The organism is Acinetobacter sp. CIP 101934 (genome assembly GCF_000369585.1).
Taxonomy (GTDB): Bacteria; Pseudomonadota; Gammaproteobacteria; order Pseudomonadales; family Moraxellaceae; genus Acinetobacter; species Acinetobacter schindleri.
Genome location: NZ_KB850094.1, coordinates 2,793,249 through 2,808,789, shown reverse-complemented (window position 1 = coordinate 2,808,789; position 15,541 = coordinate 2,793,249). Strand labels below are relative to the sequence as shown.

Sequence of the window (15,541 nt, the reverse complement as noted above, 5' to 3'; positions counted from 1 at the left end):
AAATAACGTGAATTTAAATACTGTTTCCGGCTCTGCTGTTGAATTATCAGAAGTTGCGTTCGGTCGTGAATTTAATGAAGCTCTTGTACACCAAGTTGTTACAGCTTACCTAGCTGGTGGTCGTCAAGGTTCTAAAGCTCAAAAATCACGCGCAGACGTTTCTGGCGGTGGTAAAAAACCATTCCGTCAAAAAGGTACTGGCCGCGCTCGTGCTGGTTCTATTCGTAGCCCAATCTGGGTTGGCGGTGGTAAAACTTTTGCTGCTCGTCCACAAGACTGGTCTCAAAAAGTAAACCGTAAAATGTACCGCGGTGCTATGCAATGCATCCTGGCTGAACTTGTTCGTCAAGATCGCTTAGTTTTAGTTGAAGAGTTTGCTGTTGCAGCTCCAAAAACTAAAGAATTGCTTGCAAAACTTAACGACTTAAATGCGACTCGTGCATTGATCGTTACTGATGCTGTTGATGAGAACTTGTATCTAGCTGCTCGTAACCTTCCACACGTAGATGTGGTCGATGCGACTGCAATCGATCCTGTTAGCTTGATCGCGTTCGATAAAGTTGTTATGTCTGTAGCTGCTGCTAAGAAAATTGAGGTAGAACTCGGATGAACAACGAACGTTTATATCAAGTCCTGCAAGGACCTGTTTTCTCAGAAAAAGCACAAGTTTTAGGTGAAACTGCTGGTGTTCAAGTTTTTAAAGTTGCTACTGATGCAACTAAACTTGAAATTAAAAAAGCAGTTGAGCAATTGTTTGGTGTTCAAGTTGTTAAAGTTAACACTACGATCACTAAAGGTAAAACTAAACGCTTTGGTAAAACTATCGGACGTCGTTCTGATGTTAAAAAAGCATACGTCACCCTGAAAGCTGGCCAAGATGTAGAAATGGCTGACTTGGGCGATGCCGCTGAAAGCGCAGCGGAATAAGGACGAAAACTATGCCTATTCAAAAATGTAAGCCAACGTCTCCAGGACGTCGCTTTGTAGAGAAAGTCGTTCACGACCATCTTCACAAAGGTGCTCCTTATGCTCCACTAGTTGAAGCTAAAAAACGTACTGGCGGCCGTAATAACAACGGTCACATTACGACTCGTCACGTTGGTGGCGGTCACAAGCAACACTACCGTATCGTAGACTTCAAACGTAACAAAGACGGCATCCCAGCTGTAGTTGAGCGTATCGAATACGATCCAAACCGTTCTGCGCACATTGCGTTGTTGAAGTATGCTGACGGTGAACGTCGCTACATCATCGCGCCTAAAGGTTTACGCGCTGGTGATTCAGTACAGTCTGGTAACGATGCTCCAATTCGTCCAGGTAACTGCTTACCACTTCGTAACATGCCTATCGGTTCTACTCTTCACAACATCGAGCTTAAAATCGGTAAAGGCGCACAGTTAGTACGTTCTGCTGGTACATCTGCTCAATTGTTGGGTCGTGACGGTTCATACGCTATCATCCGTCTTCGTTCAGGTGAGATGCGTAAAGTACACGTTGAATGTCGCGCTGTGTTAGGTGAAGTATCTAACTCAGAAAGCAACCTTCGTTCATTGGGTAAAGCTGGTGCAGCGCGCTGGCGTGGCGTTCGTCCTACCGTTCGTGGTATGGCGATGAACCCGGTAGATCACCCGCACGGTGGTGGTGAAGGTCGTAGCAAAGGTATTCAACCTGTAAGCCCATGGGGTCAAAAAGCTAAAGGGTACAAGACACGTACCAACAAGCGTACGACTAAGATGATTATTCGCGACCGTCGCGTTAAGTAACAAGTAAAGGAATCTGACAATGCCTCGTTCTCTGAAAAAAGGCCCATTCGTCGATGCGCACTTGTTCGCTAAGGTTGAAGCGGCTATCGCGGCTAATAACCGTAAGCCGATCAAAACTTGGTCGCGTCGTTCGATGATCCTCCCGGATTTTGTTGGTTTAACAATTTCTGTACACAATGGCCGTAACCATGTTCCAGTGATCATCTCTGAACATATGGTTGGACACAAGCTTGGTGAATTTGCACCGACTCGTACCTACCGTGGTCACGGTGTTGACAAGAAATCTAAACGTTAATAGGTGCTATGATGGAAGTAACTGCTAAATTACGCGGTGCCGCTATCTCGGCACAAAAAGCTCGTTTGGTTGCAGATCTTATCCGCGGCAAATCTGTTGCGCACGCACTTAACATTTTGAACTTCAGCAACAAAAAAGCTGCAGTCCTAGTTAAGAAAGCGTTAGAGTCTGCAATTGCAAACGCTGAACACAATAACAGTTTAGATGTAGACGACCTTAAAGTTTCTACGATCTACGTTGATGAAGGCATGAGCCTGAAACGTATTATGCCACGTGCTAAAGGCCGTGCAGATCGTATTACTAAGCGTACTTGTCACATTACCGTTAAGGTAGGGGTTTGATATGGGTCAGAAGGTTCATCCAATCGGTATCCGCCTAGGTGTTGTGAAACGTCATAACGCTAACTGGTATGCGAGTCCGAAACAATACGCTGAATACTTGCTTAAAGATTTGCAAGTTCGTGAGTTTTTAACTAAAAAACTTAAGAATGCAATGATCAGCAATATTCTTATCGAACGTCCTACAGGCGCTGCTAAAGTAACTATTAGCACTGCTCGTCCTGGTATCGTTATCGGTAAAAAAGGCGAAGACATTGAGAAATTACAACGCGAATTAACATCTATCATGGGTGTTCCTGCGCAAGTAAGCATCAACGAAATCGATCGTCCAGACTTAGACGCACGTCTTGTTGCTGAAGCTATCGCTTCTCAATTAGAAAAACGTGTAATGTTCCGTCGTGCTATGAAGCGTGCGGTTCAAAACACAATGCGTGCTGGCGCTAAAGGTATCAAAGTTGAAGTTTCAGGCCGTTTAGGTGGTGCTGAGATCGCTCGTACTGAGTGGTATCGTGAAGGTCGTGTACCTCTACATACACTTCGTGCAGACATCGACTATGCTACTATGCGTGCTGAAACTACTTACGGTACGATTGGTGTTAAAGTTTGGATCTTCCGTGGTGAGATCTTGGGCGGCATGAAACAAGTCATGAACCCGGCTCCAGCTGAAGAACGTCCAGCTAAACGCGGTCGCGGTCGTGGTGAAGGTCAAGAGCGTCGTGGTCGTCGCAATGATCGTTCTGCTGAAAAAGGAGAATAATCCATGTTGCAACCTAAACGTATGAAATTCCGTAAGGTGCAAAAAGGCCGTAACACTGGTCTTGCACACCGCGGTAGTTCAGTATCTTTCGGTACAATCGCTCTTAAATCAATTGAACGTGGTCAAATGACTGCGCGTCAAATTGAAGCAGCGCGTCGTACTATCAGCCGTCGTATTAAACGTGGTGGTAAGATCTTTATCCGTGTCTTCCCAGACAAACCTATTACTTCTAAACCTCTTGAAGTTCGTATGGGTAAAGGTAAAGGTTCTGTGGAATACTGGGTTTGCCAAATCAAACCAGGTAAAGTCTTGTACGAAATTGATGGTGTTAACGAAGAATTAGCTCGCGAAGCATTTACGCTTGCAGCTGCTAAACTTCCGTTTAAAACCACTATCGTGACTCGGACGGTAATGTAATGAAAACTAAAGATCTACGTGAAAAGTCGGTAGAAGAGTTGACAGCTTTGCTTGATGAGCAACAGCTTAACCAATTCCGTCTTCGTATGGCGAAAGCAACTGGTCAACTGGGTAAATCGCACGAAGTGCAATTAACTCGCAAGACTATTGCTCGTATCAAGACCCTCCTTACCGAAAAACAGGGGAACGGACAATGAGTGAACAAACAGTCCGCACGTTAACAGGCAAAGTAGTAAGCGACAAAATGGACAAGTCTATTGTTGTGCTTATCGAACGTCGTGTTCAACACCCGTTGTATGGCAAATCAATCCGCCGTTCAACAAAATTACATGCTCATGATGAAAACAACACAGCTAAAACTGGTGATGTTGTAACAATCAAAGAAAGCCGCCCAATTTCTAAAACTAAGTCTTGGACTCTAGTTGAAGTTATTGAAGCAGCTGCTGAGTAATTAACGTTCTTGTTGCATCATCGGTCAAATTCGAGTACTCTTTGAGCCTTTCGAATTTGCGACCGGTGATGCTCGGTTTTGGAGTAGGGCAATGATTCAGACCGAAACTATGCTCGACGTAGCAGACAACAGTGGTGCTCGCCGCGTACAATGTATTAAAGTACTTGGTGGTTCACATCGTCGTTATGCTTCTGTTGGCGACATTATTAAAGTTACTGTAAAAGAAGCAATTCCACGCGCACGTGTTAAAAAAGGTGACGTGATGAATGCAGTTGTGGTTCGTACTAAATTCGGCATCCGTCGTCCAGATGGTTCAGTGATTCGTTTCGACGATAACGCTGCTGTTATTTTGAACAACAACAAAGCGCCGATTGCAACTCGTATTTTCGGACCAGTGACTCGTGAACTTCGTACTGAACAGTTCATGAAAATTATTTCATTGGCTCCTGAAGTTCTATAAGAGGCAATCATGGCTAAGATTAAAAAAGGCGATCAAGTAATTGTGATCGCAGGTAAAGAAAAAGGCAAACAGGGTACTGTTCTGTCTGTTTCAAATGACCAAGTGAAGGTAGAAGGTCTTAACCTAGTTAAGAAACATCAGAAGCCTAACCGAGCTACTGGCGCTGAAGGCGGCATCGTAACTCAAGAAGCTTCTCTTCACATCTCAAACGTGGCACTTTTTAATGCTACAACCCAAAAGGCTGACCGTGTTGGTTACCAAGTGATTGATGGCGTGAAAACTCGCGTATTCAAATCAAATGGTGAATCAGTGGCGGTAGCGAAGTAATAGGTTGAAAAAGGCAATGGCCAGACTTAAAGCACGTTACAACGACGAACTTAAAGCTCAATTACAAGAACAATTGGGTGTTAAGAATGTGATGGAGATCCCTCGCATCACTAAAATCACTATCAACATGGGTGTTGGTGCAGCTGCTGCTGACAAGAAACTCCTTGATGGTGCTCTTTCTGATATGCAAGCTATCGCTGGTCAAAAACCAGTACTTACGTTAGCTCGTAAATCTATCGCTGGTTTCAAAATCCGTGATGGTTGGCCGATTGGTTGTAAAGTTACTTTACGCGGCGAACGCATGTACGAATTCTTAGACCGTTTGATCTCTATTGCGATTCCTCGTATCCGTGACTTCCGTGGTTTCTCAGCGAAATCATTTGATGGTCGTGGTAACTACTCAATGGGTCTTAAAGAACAGATCATGTTCCCTGAGATCGATTTTGACAAGATTGACCGTATTCGTGGTATGGACATTACCATCACTACGACTGCTCGCACCGATGACGAAGGCCGTGCGCTTATGCGTGCATTCGGCTTCCCGTTCAAATAAGAGGTCGAAATGGCTAAGAAAGGTATGATTAATCGCGAATTGAAACGCGAAGCTACTGTTGCTAAATACGCTGCAAAACGTGCTGAATTAAAAGCTGTTATTGCTAACGTAAATGCGTCAGACGAAGAACGTTTCGAAGCGATGATGAAATTACAAGCATTACCACGTAATGCATCTCCAGTACGTCTACGTAACCGTTGTGGTTTAACTGGTCGTCCTCATGGTTACTTCCGTAAGTTCGGTTTAAGCCGTAACATGGTACGCGAAAAAGTAATGCAAGGTGATGTACCTGGCGTTGTTAAGGCAAGCTGGTAAGGAGCACTATAAATGAGTATGCAAGATACCGTTGCCGACATGCTAACACGTGTTCGTAACGCACAAATGGCGAAGAAACAAACTGTTTCTATGCCTAATTCTAAGTTGAAGGTTGCTATTGCAAACGTTCTTCAACAAGAAGGTTACATCTCTAACGTAGAAGTTGCTGATGTTGAAGGCAAAGCAACTTTAACAATTACGTTAAAATATTTTGAAGGCAAACCAGTTATCGAAACTGTGAAACGCGTAAGCCGTCCAGGTCTACGTCAGTATCGCGGTAAAGATGCACTTCCAAGCGTTAAGCAAGGTTTAGGTATTGCAATTGTTTCTACAAGCAAAGGCATCATGACTGATCGCGCTGCACGTGCTGCAGGCATTGGTGGTGAAGTTATTGCTTTTGTTTCTTAATAGGTGATTCCTCATGTCTCGTGTGGCTAAAGCCCCAGTAACTGTACCTAACGGTGTAGCAGTTACTCAGAACGGCCGGCAGGTCGAAGTGAAAGGCACTAAAGGTACATTGTCTTTCAACCTGCATGCGCTGGTCGAGCTAAAACAGGAAGACGGTACTCTAGTTATTGCTCCTAAAGCTGAATCTAAAGACGCTTGGATGCAGGCTGGTACTGCTCGCGCTGTGCTTAACAACCTTGTTAAAGGTGTTAGCGAAGGTTTCGAACGTAAGTTACAACTTATCGGTGTTGGTTATAAAGCTGCGGTTAAAGGTAACATTGTTAACCTTAACCTTGGTTTCTCTCACCCGATTGATTACAACCTTCCTGAAGGTGTAACTGCAGAAACTCCTACAGCGACTGAAATTATCCTAAAATCTGCTGATAAAGCAAAATTAGGTCAAGTTGCTGCGGAAATCCGTGGTTACCGTCCACCAGAGCCGTATAAAGGTAAAGGTGTTCGTTATTCTGACGAAGTTGTACTTCGTAAAGAAGCTAAGAAGAAATAAGGCGCGAGGTTCTTATGAACGAAAAGAAACAATCCCGTTTGCGTCGTGCGAAAAGCACACGCTTGCACATCCGTGCATTGGGTGCGACTCGTTTGTGTGTAAACCGCACTCCGCGTCACATCTATGCTCAAGTTATCTCAGCAGATGGTGGCAAAGTATTAGCGCAAGCTTCTACGCTAGACGCTACTCTACGTGCTGGTACAACTGGTAATGTTGAAGCAGCTCAAAAAGTAGGTGCTTTAATCGCAGAACGCGCTAAGGCAGCTGGTGTAACTAAAGTTGCATTTGACCGTTCTGGTTTCAAATATCATGGTCGTATCAAAGCCTTGGCTGATGCTGCTCGTGAAAACGGCTTGGAGTTCTAATCATGGCTAAAGTTGAACAAAACGAAGGTCTTGTTGAAAAGCTGGTTGCCGTTGATCGTGTAGCCAAAGTTGTTAAGGGTGGTCGTATCTTCTCTTTCACAGCATTGACTGTGGTAGGTGATGGTAATGGTCGCGTAGGTTTTGGTCGTGGTAAAGCACGTGAAGTTCCAGCTGCTATTTCTAAAGCACTTGAAGCTGCTCGTCGCAACATGATCACTGTAGATCTTGCTGGTACGACTTTACAACACCCTGTGAATGCTCGTCACGGTGCAAGCCGTGTTTACATGCAGCCTGCTTCTGAAGGTACTGGCGTAATCGCTGGTGGCGCTATGCGTGCCGTTCTTGAAGCTGCTGGTGTACACAACGTACTTGCTAAATGTTACGGTTCTACTAACGCTGCTAACGTAGTTAACGCGACTTTTAAAGGTCTGCGTGATATGACTTCTCCTGAGAAAGTTGCTGCGAAACGTGGTCTTTCAGTAGAACAAATTCAAGGGTAATAATCATGAAAACGATTAAAGTTACCCAGACTAAATCTGCATCGCATCGCTTGAAAAATCACAAGCTGAGCCTTAAAGGTTTAGGTCTGCGTCGTATTGGTCATACTGTTGAAGTGTTAGACACTCCATCTAACCGTGGTATGATCAACCAAGTCTACTATATGGTTAGTGTAGAGGAATAAGCCATGACTCTGCGTTTAAATACTATTGCACCTGCAGAAGGTGCTAAGCGTGACAACCTACGTCTAGGCCGTGGTATTGGTTCTGGCGTTGGTAAGACCGGTGGCCGTGGTGTCAAAGGTCAAAACTCACGTAAGAGCGGTGGTACTCGTCCAGGTTTCGAAGGCGGTCAAACAGCACTTTATCGTCGTTTGCCTAAATTCGGTTTCACTAGCCAACAGGCTTTGAAAACTGCTGAAGTACGTTTATCTGAGCTTGCTAAAGTTGAAGGCGACATCGTGTCTCTAGAAACTTTAAAAGCTGCGAACGTTGTACGTAAAGACATGACTCGTGCACGTATCGTACTTTCTGGTGAAATTACTCGCGCATTCACTGTACAAGGTGTTGTGTTGACTAAAGGCGCTAAAGCTGCTGTTGAAGCTGCTGGCGGTAAAGTCGAGGAGTAATCTCCAGTGTCTATGTCTCCTAGTTCTTCAGGTCATGTCAACATGATGAAAGGCCAACCATTTCATGTGAAATACCGTGAAATTATTCGTCGAATGATGTTTCTCATTGGTGCGTTGTTGGTGTTTCGACTGGGAGCACATATTCCAGTACCGGGCATTAACAATGCTGCGCTGGAGAATTTGTTTAATGCAAACCAAGGTACGATCCTTGGTTTGTTTAACATGTTCTCTGGTGGTGCATTGGAGCGAATGTCTATTCTTGCTCTTGGGATTATGCCATACATCTCTGCATCGATTATCGTGCAGCTGATGTCAACAGTCGTTCCTTCGCTGGAAGCTTTAAAGAAAGAAGGCGAGCAAGGCAAACGTAAAATAAATCAATACACACGACAGGGCACACTGTTCCTTGCATTTGTGCAAGCGGTCGGTATGTGCGCGGGCTTGATCAGCCAGGGAATTACCCTGACCTCTGGTCTGGCTTTTTATGTTCCTGCGGTAACCTCATTGGTTGCGGGGACCATGTTCCTGATGTGGTTGGGTGAACAGATTACCGAGCGTGGGGTGGGGAATGGTATTTCCATGATCATCTTCGCAGGTATTGTTGCAGGTCTGCCAACTTTGGTTATGCAGTCCCTGACTTCTGTCGATAATGGTCAGTCTAGTCTTATTGGTCTGGCGATATTCGCATTGTTATCCATCGCCGTGCTTGCAGCAATTGTGTTTATCGAGAAGGCGCAACGTCGTATTCCGGTGAACTATGCTCAGAAGCAGCAGGGTCGTCGCGTATTTACTGCACAGCAGACACATTTGCCATTAAAAATTAATATGGCTGGTGTGATTCCTGCAATTTTTGCAAGTTCATTGCTTTTGTTCCCTGCGAGCTTAGGTCAGTGGGTTGGCAGTGCAGATCCTGATGCAGGAATTATCAAGCGTAGTCTGCAAGATTTGGCATTGGTGTTGTCGCCTGGTCAGCCGTTGTATTTGGTGCTCTTTGGTGCGTTAATTATCTTTTTCTGTTACTTCTATACTGCGCTAGTATTTAGCCCAAAAGAAGTGTCAGAAAACTTGAAACGCAGCGGAGCTTACGTGCCTGGTATTCGTCCAGGTGAGCAAACTGCTCGTTACTTAGATCATATTCTCAATCGTTTGACCTTCATTGGCGCGATTTACATCACTGTCATCTGTTTAATGCCGATGATCCTGCAAAGCTCGTTTGGTATTCCATTCAGCTTGGGCGGAACATCGTTGCTAATCGTGGTAGTGGTGGTGATGGACTTTATGGCTCAGCTACAAGCACATCTCACTTCGCACCAGTATGACAATCAAACATTAATGAGAAAAACGACTGCTCATCCTAAGGGATAGCGCACTTAGAGGTTTCATCATGAAAGTACAAGCTTCTGTAAAGAAAATTTGTGGTAGCTGTAAAGTTATCCGTCGTAATGGGGTTATCCGCGTAATTTGTAGCGCAGAACCTCGTCATAAGCAGCGTCAAGGTTAATCTGATCAAGACCTGTTGATTTCAGTAGGCGAATTAGGTTATTATCCGCCCCTCAAGATTTTTGTGGGGCGGTTGATTATCTCTACTGCCTTTTTGGAGAAAATTGAATGGCTCGTATTGCCGGTGTAAACATTCCGGATAACAAGCATGCTGTTATCTCTCTAACGTATATCTTTGGTATTGGTCGCCATACTTCAAAAGCTATCTTAGCTGCTGCAGGTATTGCTCCAACGACTAAGATCCGTGAATTAGATGACGCTCAGCTTGATGCGATTCGTGCAGAAGTTGCCAAGGTTCCGACCGAAGGTGATTTACGTCGCGAAATTTCCATGAACATCAAACGTTTAATGGATTTAGGCTGCTACCGCGGTCTTCGTCATCGTCGCAGCTTGCCTGTCCGCGGTCAACGCACCAAAACTAACGCACGTACCCGTAAAGGTCCGCGCAAACCAATTAAGAAATAAGATTTCTGGAAGCTAAAAGATGGCTAAAGATACTCGCACACGCAAGAAGGTCACTCGTACCGTCTCTGAAGGTGTTGCACACATTCACGCTTCTTTTAATAACACCATTGTGACTATTACCGATCGTCAAGGTAATGCACTGGCTTGGGCCACTTCAGGTGGACAAGGCTTCCGTGGATCACGTAAATCAACTCCGTTCGCTGCTCAGGTAGCTGCTGAAGTTGCTGGTAAAGCAGCTTTGGATTACGGTTTGAAAAACTTGGACGTCCTTGTTAAAGGCCCTGGTCCAGGTCGTGAATCTGCGGTTCGTGCTTTAGGTGCAGTGGGTTATAAAATTAATAGCATTACCGATGTGACTCCAATTCCTCACAACGGTTGCCGTCCACCTAAAAAACGTCGCGTGTAAGGAGAAACATTCATGGCTCGTTATATTGGTCCAAAATGCAAACTCTCTCGCCGCGAAGGGACAGACCTGCAATTAAAATCTGGCGTTAAACCATTTGACGTTAAGACTAAAAAACATGCTAAAGCGCCTGGCCAACACGGTGGTGCGCGTGGCAGCAAACAATCTGAGTACTCACTACAATTACGTGAAAAACAAAAAGTACGTCGTATGTACGGTGTTTTAGAGCGTCAATTTAGTAACTACTATAAAGAAGCAGCTCGTGTTAAAGGCGCAACTGGCGAGAACTTGTTAAAGTTACTTGAAAGCCGTCTTGATAACGTTGTTTATCGCATGGGTTTTGGTTCTACACGTGCTGAAGCTCGTCAGTTAGTATCTCACCGTTCAATCACTTTAAATGGCCGTCGCGTTAACATCGCGTCTATCCAAGTTAAAGCTGGTGACGTGATTGCAGTTCACGAAGGCGCTAAACAACAATTACGTATCAAAAACGCAATTGAATTAGCTGCTCAACGTGGCATTCCTTCTTGGATGGAAGTAGATCATTCTAAACTAGAAGGTACGTTCAAAGCTGCACCGGATCGTTCTGATTTACCTGCTGAAATCAACGAAAGCTTGATTGTAGAATTGTATTCTAAATAATCCTTGAGGTAGCAATATGACGCGTACTGCAAATGAGTTTCTAACTCCGCAAGCGATCAAGGTCGAAGCGGCAAGCGGGACCTCGGCAAAAGTTATTCTAGAACCCTTAGAGCGTGGCTTTGGTCATACTCTGGGCAATGCTTTACGTCGCATCCTTCTGTCTTCTTTGCCTGGCGCTGCTGTGGTTGAAGTTGAGATTGAAGGTGTTGAGCACGAGTACAGTACTTTGGAAGGCTTGCAGCAGGACATCGTCGAGCTCTTGCTGAACCTAAAAGGATTGTCTATTAAGCTGTTCGATCAAAATGAAGCTTATTTAACATTAGAGAAACAAGGCCCAGGCGATGTAACTGCGGCTGACCTTCGTTTACCTCATAATGTTGAAGTGGTTAACCCTGAACACTTGATCGGCACATTAAGTGCTTCAGGCAATCTTAAGATGCGCCTGAAAGTGGCTCAAGGTCGTGGCTACGAGACTTCTGACTCACGTTTCCCAGAAGGCGAGACTCGCCCAGTGGGTCGTTTACAGTTAGATGCCTCTTACAGCCCGATCAAACGTGTGTCTTACACAGTTGAAAATGCTCGTGTAGAACAACGTACTGACCTTGATAAACTGATCATTGATCTTGAAACTAACGGTACAGTTGATCCTGAAGAAGCAATCCGCAAAGCGGCAACAATCTTGCAACAACAAATTGCAATCTTTGTTGACCTTCAGAAAGATCAAGCTCCTGTTGCTCAAGAACCTCGTGAAGAAGTTGATCCGATTTTGCTTCGTCCAGTGGATGATCTAGAGCTAACTGTTCGTTCTGCTAACTGTTTGAAAGCAGAAAACATTTACTACATTGGTGATCTTGTACAGCGTACTGAGGTTGAGTTGCTTAAAACTCCTAACCTGGGTAAAAAATCGCTTACTGAGATCAAAGATGTTCTGGCTTCTAAAGGCTTACAACTCGGCATGCGTTTAGAGAACTGGCCACCAGCTAGTCTCCGTATGGACGATCGTTTCGCCTATCGTAGCCGTTAATTAAGTAGGACTATCACCATGCGTCATCGTAATAGTGGTGTGAAATTAGGCCGTACAAGCAGTCATCGTAAAGCGATGTTCCAAAACATGGCTAACTCTTTGTTCGAGCACGAGTTGATCAAAACAACTGTGCCTAAAGCAAAAGAATTACGCCGTGTTGCTGAGCCTTTAATCACTTTAGCTAAAGTCGATACAGTAGCAAACCGTCGTTTGGCGTTTGCTCGTACTCGTTCAGCTGCAACTGTTGGTAAATTATTTACCGTTCTTGGCCCTCGTTACAAAGAGCGTAACGGCGGTTATCTACGTGTTCTTAAAGCGGGCTTCCGTGCAGGTGATGCTGCACCGATGGCTTACGTTGAGCTAGTAGATCGCGAAGTTAACTAATTTCGTGAAGAGCAGCAAACGTTGTTCGGAAAGGTCGGTTGAATAAACCGGCCTTTTTTGATGCCTAAAACTTATCTTTTTATAAATTGATTATCGGTTTAGCTATAAAAATGTCCCCAAAAGATAAAAAAAATAGGGCAAACATACAAACTTGACATGGAGTATTGTCAGTTTTGTGCTTTAATAAAATAAATGACAAACTTGGGTTAAAAGAAGAATATGGAAAAACAGGTTGATATCTTAATTGTGGGTGCGGGGATCTCGGGAATTGGTTTAGCAGTACATCTTTCTAAAAATTGTCCGAAGCGTTCTTTTGAAATTATTGAACGTCGGGAAAGCGTAGGTGGTACTTGGGATTTATTTAAATATCCGGGCATCCGTTCAGATTCTGATATGTCGACTTTCGGCTTTAATTTTAAACCTTGGAAAAAAGCCAGCGTGTTGGCTGACGGTGCATCAATTAAGAACTATCTGTCTGAAGTAGTAGAAGAATGCCAACTTGAATCCAGAATTCATTATCAGCACCGTGTTTTAAATGCCAATTATGATACGCATACGCATAAATGGTCAGTGAAAATCGAAAATGCTCAAGGTAAGAATGAAACTTGGGTAGCGAATTTTGTTTTGGGTTGTACTGGTTATTATAATTATGACCAAGGTTTTCAACCAGAATTTCCAAATCAAGATGCATTTAAAGGAACTTTTATTCATCCGCAACATTGGCCTGAGAACTTCGATTATAGCGGTAAAAAAGTGGTAATTATTGGTAGTGGTGCAACTGCTATTACGTTAGTTCCAGCGATGGTCAAAGGTGGAGCAGGCCATGTGACTATGTTGCAGCGTTCACCGACTTATATTGCTTCGGTACCATCCATTGATATGGTCTATGACAAGATGCGTAAGTATCTGTCTGAAGATATTGCTTATAAGCTTACCCGTGCACGAAACATTGGTATGCAGCGCGGGATTTATGCGCTGGCACAAAAACAGCCAAAATTGCTTAAAAAGCTGCTTTTAAATGCGGTGAAGTTCCAACTTAAGGGTAAGGTGGATATGAAACACTTTACCCCGGACTATGAGCCTTGGGATCAGCGTCTGTGCGTGGTACCGGATGGAGATTTATTCAAAATTTTACGTGAAGGTCGTGCATCGGTAGAAACTGACCATATCGAGAGATTTACTGAAACCGGTATTCGGCTTAAATCCGGTAAACATCTTGATGCCGATATTATCGTATCAGCAACAGGATTAAATATTCAGATTTTGGGTGGGATGCAGGCTTCCATCGATGGCAAGCCCATCGATACTTCCAAACATATGCTGTATCGCGGCGTGATGGTGAGTGATATTCCGAATATGGCGCTGATTATTGGCTATATCAATGCATCTTGGACACTGAAAGTAGACATCGCAGCCGAATATATCTGCCGTCTGCTGAACTATATGGATATGAACGGTTTTGATGAGGTATTACCCGAAGGTAATGCTGCAGAGTTACTCGAAGATACGGTGATGGGTAGCCTGACCTCAGGTTATATTGCCCGTGCCGCAAACGTCATGCCAAAACAAGGTAAGCATGGCCCTTGGCGTGTCAGCAATAATTATTTAGCTGACCGTAAAGATCTTAAAACTGCAACTTTCGAGGATGATATTCTTCAGTTTAAATCTAAAGTTGAACAGGGAAAAGTTAACGGCAAAAAAGTTAAACCACGTCTAGTATCTTAATATCTGAACCTATAGAAAAGGAGCATTAAATGCTCCTTTTGTTATCTGTTTATATGATCTTAATTAAATTGCTCGTGAGATCAATTCTTTCATGATTTCATTGGTTCCAGCATATATACGGTTCGCACGATGATCGATGTAGGCACGAGCAATTGGATATTCCAGCATATAGCCATATCCACCATGTAGTTGCAGACATTCATCGACTACCTTACTGAACATTTCTGAAATTTTGTATTTTGCGGCAGCAGCTGCATCTACGCCTAGCTGTTGCTGTAACTGTTGTTGCATACAACAATCCAGATAAGCTCGACAGATTTCGATTTCAGTACGTAGTTCCGCCAGCTTAAAACGAGTGTTCTGAAATGCTGAGATAGGTTTGCCAAAAGCCTGACGTTCCTTAGTGTATTTCACCGTATGTGCAAAAGCAGCTTCAGCGCCTGCCTGACAGATCATTGCCACAATCAGGCGTTCCCAGGCCAGTTCTTTCATCAGCATCATAAAACCCATACCGGGCATACCCAATAAATTTTCTTTAGGAACACGCACGTTATCAAAGAATAGTTCACAGGTATCCTGGCCTTTCATGCCGATTTTATTTAGCGGTTTGCCTTTACTAAAACCAGCACGGTCAGCTTCTACCATGATCAATGAAAGATTAGCTGAGCCTTTGTCACTATCGCCTGTTTTACACACTACAATTGCCATATCGCAAAGATAGCCGTTGGTGATAAATATTTTCGAGCCATTAATCACATACTCATCACCCTCCAACACGGCACTGGTGCGTACAGCCTGAAGATCTGAACCTGTGCCGGGTTCAGTCATCGCAATCGCAGTAATCACTTCGCCACTGGCCATTTTTGCTAGCCATTGCTGTTTCTGGGCTTCATTGCCGAAATTCAGAATATAATTCGCGACGATATCGGAATGTAGGGAAAAACCGGTCGCTGAATCACCGGCATAAGCTTGTTCTTCAATCAGAATCATACTGTAAAGCCGATCCACACCTGAACCACCATATTGTTCTGGTAAAGTCGGGCAGAGTAGCCCTAGGCTTCCTGCCTTATTCCATAGTTCGCGATCTACGTGTTGTTGCTGTTCGAAGCGTTCGGTATGCGGAATGACTTCCTTTTGATAGAATTTGCGCACCGTCTCGCGGAAAGCATCATGCTCAGCATTAAACAAAGTACGCGGTAAAAGATGCGACATTGGTCGAATCGCAGCAGATTGCATGATCAGGATTCCTTGTTCTGGTTATTGTTCTCATGAACAT

General features: G+C 44.2%; 27 protein-coding genes and 1 pseudogene. 27 read left to right on the top strand and 1 reads right to left on the bottom strand.

From position 1 onward, the window contains the following. Positions 1-7: 7 nt before the first annotated feature. The 27 genes and pseudogenes from rplD (at position 8) to F899_RS13540 (ending at position 14,265) form a co-directional block, all read left to right on the top strand. Positions 8-610 (top strand): 50S ribosomal protein L4, encoded by a 603-nt coding sequence (rplD, locus tag F899_RS13670; RefSeq protein WP_004786925.1) that lies wholly within the window; start codon positions 8-10, stop codon positions 608-610. Next, entirely contained in the window at positions 607-927 is a 321-nt protein-coding gene (gene rplW, locus F899_RS13665; RefSeq protein WP_004809809.1) for a 50S ribosomal protein L23, read from the top strand. Before rplD ends, rplW begins: the two co-directional genes overlap by 4 nt. 11 nt (positions 928-938) lie before the next feature. Further along, positions 939-1,763, top strand: a complete 825-nt coding sequence (gene rplB, locus F899_RS13660) for a 50S ribosomal protein L2 (RefSeq protein WP_004809807.1) — start codon at positions 939-941, stop codon at positions 1,761-1,763. A 19-nt stretch (positions 1,764-1,782) separates the two neighbouring features. After that, a complete protein-coding gene (gene rpsS, locus F899_RS13655) occupies positions 1,783-2,058 on the top strand; it encodes a 30S ribosomal protein S19 (RefSeq protein ID WP_004673001.1) in 276 nt (91 codons plus the stop codon). 11 nt (positions 2,059-2,069) lie between these two features. Continuing rightward, a complete protein-coding gene (gene rplV, locus F899_RS13650; protein ID WP_001982638.1) occupies positions 2,070-2,399 on the top strand; it encodes a 50S ribosomal protein L22 in 330 nt (109 codons plus the stop codon). A 1-nt stretch (position 2,400) separates the two neighbouring features. Then, positions 2,401-3,178: pseudogene (gene rpsC, locus F899_RS13645) on the top strand (30S ribosomal protein S3). Beyond that, complete coding sequence (gene rplP, locus F899_RS13640; RefSeq protein WP_004809805.1) at positions 3,157-3,570, top strand: 50S ribosomal protein L16; 414 nt, start codon at positions 3,157-3,159, stop codon at positions 3,568-3,570. The pseudogene rpsC and the gene rplP overlap by 22 nt, the downstream one beginning before the upstream one ends. Then, positions 3,570-3,767 carry a 50S ribosomal protein L29 gene (gene rpmC, locus F899_RS13635; RefSeq protein WP_004786915.1) on the top strand — a complete coding sequence of 66 codons (198 nt, stop codon included), beginning with the start codon at positions 3,570-3,572 and terminating at the stop codon, positions 3,765-3,767. Before rplP ends, rpmC begins: the two co-directional genes overlap by 1 nt. Next, the gene (gene rpsQ, locus F899_RS13630) at positions 3,764-4,021 is read left to right on the top strand and encodes a 30S ribosomal protein S17 (protein ID WP_004809803.1); all 258 of its coding nucleotides are present in this window, start codon (positions 3,764-3,766) and stop codon (positions 4,019-4,021) included. Before rpmC ends, rpsQ begins: the two co-directional genes overlap by 4 nt. 91 nt (positions 4,022-4,112) lie before the next feature. After that, positions 4,113-4,481 (top strand): 50S ribosomal protein L14, encoded by a 369-nt coding sequence (rplN, locus tag F899_RS13625; protein WP_001982634.1) that lies wholly within the window; start codon positions 4,113-4,115, stop codon positions 4,479-4,481. A gap of 9 nt (positions 4,482-4,490) precedes the next feature. Continuing rightward, entirely contained in the window at positions 4,491-4,808 is a 318-nt protein-coding gene (rplX, locus tag F899_RS13620; RefSeq protein ID WP_004809797.1) for a 50S ribosomal protein L24, read from the top strand. A gap of 16 nt (positions 4,809-4,824) precedes the next feature. Further along, positions 4,825-5,361 carry a 50S ribosomal protein L5 gene (gene rplE / locus F899_RS13615; RefSeq protein ID WP_004809796.1) on the top strand — a complete coding sequence of 179 codons (537 nt, stop codon included), beginning with the start codon at positions 4,825-4,827 and terminating at the stop codon, positions 5,359-5,361. 9 nt (positions 5,362-5,370) lie between these two features. Next, entirely contained in the window at positions 5,371-5,676 is a 306-nt protein-coding gene (gene rpsN, locus F899_RS13610) for a 30S ribosomal protein S14 (RefSeq protein WP_004809795.1), read from the top strand. A gap of 12 nt (positions 5,677-5,688) precedes the next feature. Continuing rightward, positions 5,689-6,084, top strand: a complete 396-nt coding sequence (gene rpsH / locus F899_RS13605; protein WP_004809793.1) for a 30S ribosomal protein S8 — start codon at positions 5,689-5,691, stop codon at positions 6,082-6,084. A gap of 13 nt (positions 6,085-6,097) precedes the next feature. Continuing rightward, positions 6,098-6,631, top strand: coding sequence for a 50S ribosomal protein L6 (rplF, locus tag F899_RS13600; protein WP_004809790.1), 534 nt, complete (start codon positions 6,098-6,100; stop codon positions 6,629-6,631). A gap of 14 nt (positions 6,632-6,645) precedes the next feature. Beyond that, positions 6,646-6,996 carry a 50S ribosomal protein L18 gene (gene rplR / locus F899_RS13595; RefSeq protein ID WP_004281497.1) on the top strand — a complete coding sequence of 117 codons (351 nt, stop codon included), beginning with the start codon at positions 6,646-6,648 and terminating at the stop codon, positions 6,994-6,996. 2 nt (positions 6,997-6,998) lie between these two features. Further along, a complete protein-coding gene (rpsE, locus tag F899_RS13590; RefSeq protein ID WP_004657688.1) occupies positions 6,999-7,496 on the top strand; it encodes a 30S ribosomal protein S5 in 498 nt (165 codons plus the stop codon). A gap of 5 nt (positions 7,497-7,501) precedes the next feature. Next, positions 7,502-7,678 (top strand): 50S ribosomal protein L30, encoded by a 177-nt coding sequence (gene rpmD / locus F899_RS13585; RefSeq protein WP_004809788.1) that lies wholly within the window; start codon positions 7,502-7,504, stop codon positions 7,676-7,678. A 3-nt stretch (positions 7,679-7,681) separates the two neighbouring features. Next, positions 7,682-8,122, top strand: coding sequence for a 50S ribosomal protein L15 (gene rplO / locus F899_RS13580; protein WP_004809786.1), 441 nt, complete (start codon positions 7,682-7,684; stop codon positions 8,120-8,122). A 45-nt stretch (positions 8,123-8,167) separates the two neighbouring features. Then, positions 8,168-9,487 (top strand): preprotein translocase subunit SecY, encoded by a 1,320-nt coding sequence (gene secY, locus F899_RS13575; RefSeq protein WP_171056626.1) that lies wholly within the window; start codon positions 8,168-8,170, stop codon positions 9,485-9,487. 19 nt (positions 9,488-9,506) lie between these two features. Further along, positions 9,507-9,623: a 50S ribosomal protein L36 gene (gene rpmJ / locus F899_RS13570; protein WP_000867907.1), complete on the top strand. Its 117-nt coding sequence runs from the start codon at positions 9,507-9,509 to the stop codon at positions 9,621-9,623. A 107-nt stretch (positions 9,624-9,730) separates the two neighbouring features. Then, the gene (rpsM, locus tag F899_RS13565; protein ID WP_004281492.1) at positions 9,731-10,087 is read left to right on the top strand and encodes a 30S ribosomal protein S13; all 357 of its coding nucleotides are present in this window, start codon (positions 9,731-9,733) and stop codon (positions 10,085-10,087) included. A gap of 19 nt (positions 10,088-10,106) precedes the next feature. Further along, on the top strand, positions 10,107-10,493 hold the full coding sequence (rpsK, locus tag F899_RS13560; protein ID WP_001040166.1) for a 30S ribosomal protein S11: 387 nt from the start codon (positions 10,107-10,109) through the stop codon (positions 10,491-10,493). A 12-nt stretch (positions 10,494-10,505) separates the two neighbouring features. Next, positions 10,506-11,132 carry a 30S ribosomal protein S4 gene (gene rpsD, locus F899_RS13555; RefSeq protein ID WP_004809780.1) on the top strand — a complete coding sequence of 209 codons (627 nt, stop codon included), beginning with the start codon at positions 10,506-10,508 and terminating at the stop codon, positions 11,130-11,132. A gap of 16 nt (positions 11,133-11,148) precedes the next feature. Further along, the gene (locus tag F899_RS13550; RefSeq protein ID WP_004809777.1) at positions 11,149-12,156 is read left to right on the top strand and encodes a DNA-directed RNA polymerase subunit alpha; all 1,008 of its coding nucleotides are present in this window, start codon (positions 11,149-11,151) and stop codon (positions 12,154-12,156) included. 18 nt (positions 12,157-12,174) lie between these two features. Continuing rightward, positions 12,175-12,540, top strand: coding sequence for a 50S ribosomal protein L17 (gene rplQ / locus F899_RS13545; protein ID WP_004786886.1), 366 nt, complete (start codon positions 12,175-12,177; stop codon positions 12,538-12,540). 219 nt (positions 12,541-12,759) lie between these two features. Further along, positions 12,760-14,265 (top strand): flavin-containing monooxygenase, encoded by a 1,506-nt coding sequence (locus F899_RS13540; RefSeq protein ID WP_004809775.1) that lies wholly within the window; start codon positions 12,760-12,762, stop codon positions 14,263-14,265. A gap of 63 nt (positions 14,266-14,328) precedes the next feature. On the opposite strand, the gene F899_RS13535 is transcribed toward F899_RS13540, so the two are convergent. Next, the gene (locus tag F899_RS13535; RefSeq protein ID WP_004809773.1) at positions 14,329-15,501 is read right to left on the bottom strand and encodes an acyl-CoA dehydrogenase family protein; all 1,173 of its coding nucleotides are present in this window, start codon (positions 15,499-15,501) and stop codon (positions 14,329-14,331) included. Positions 15,502-15,541: the final 40 nt, after the last annotated feature.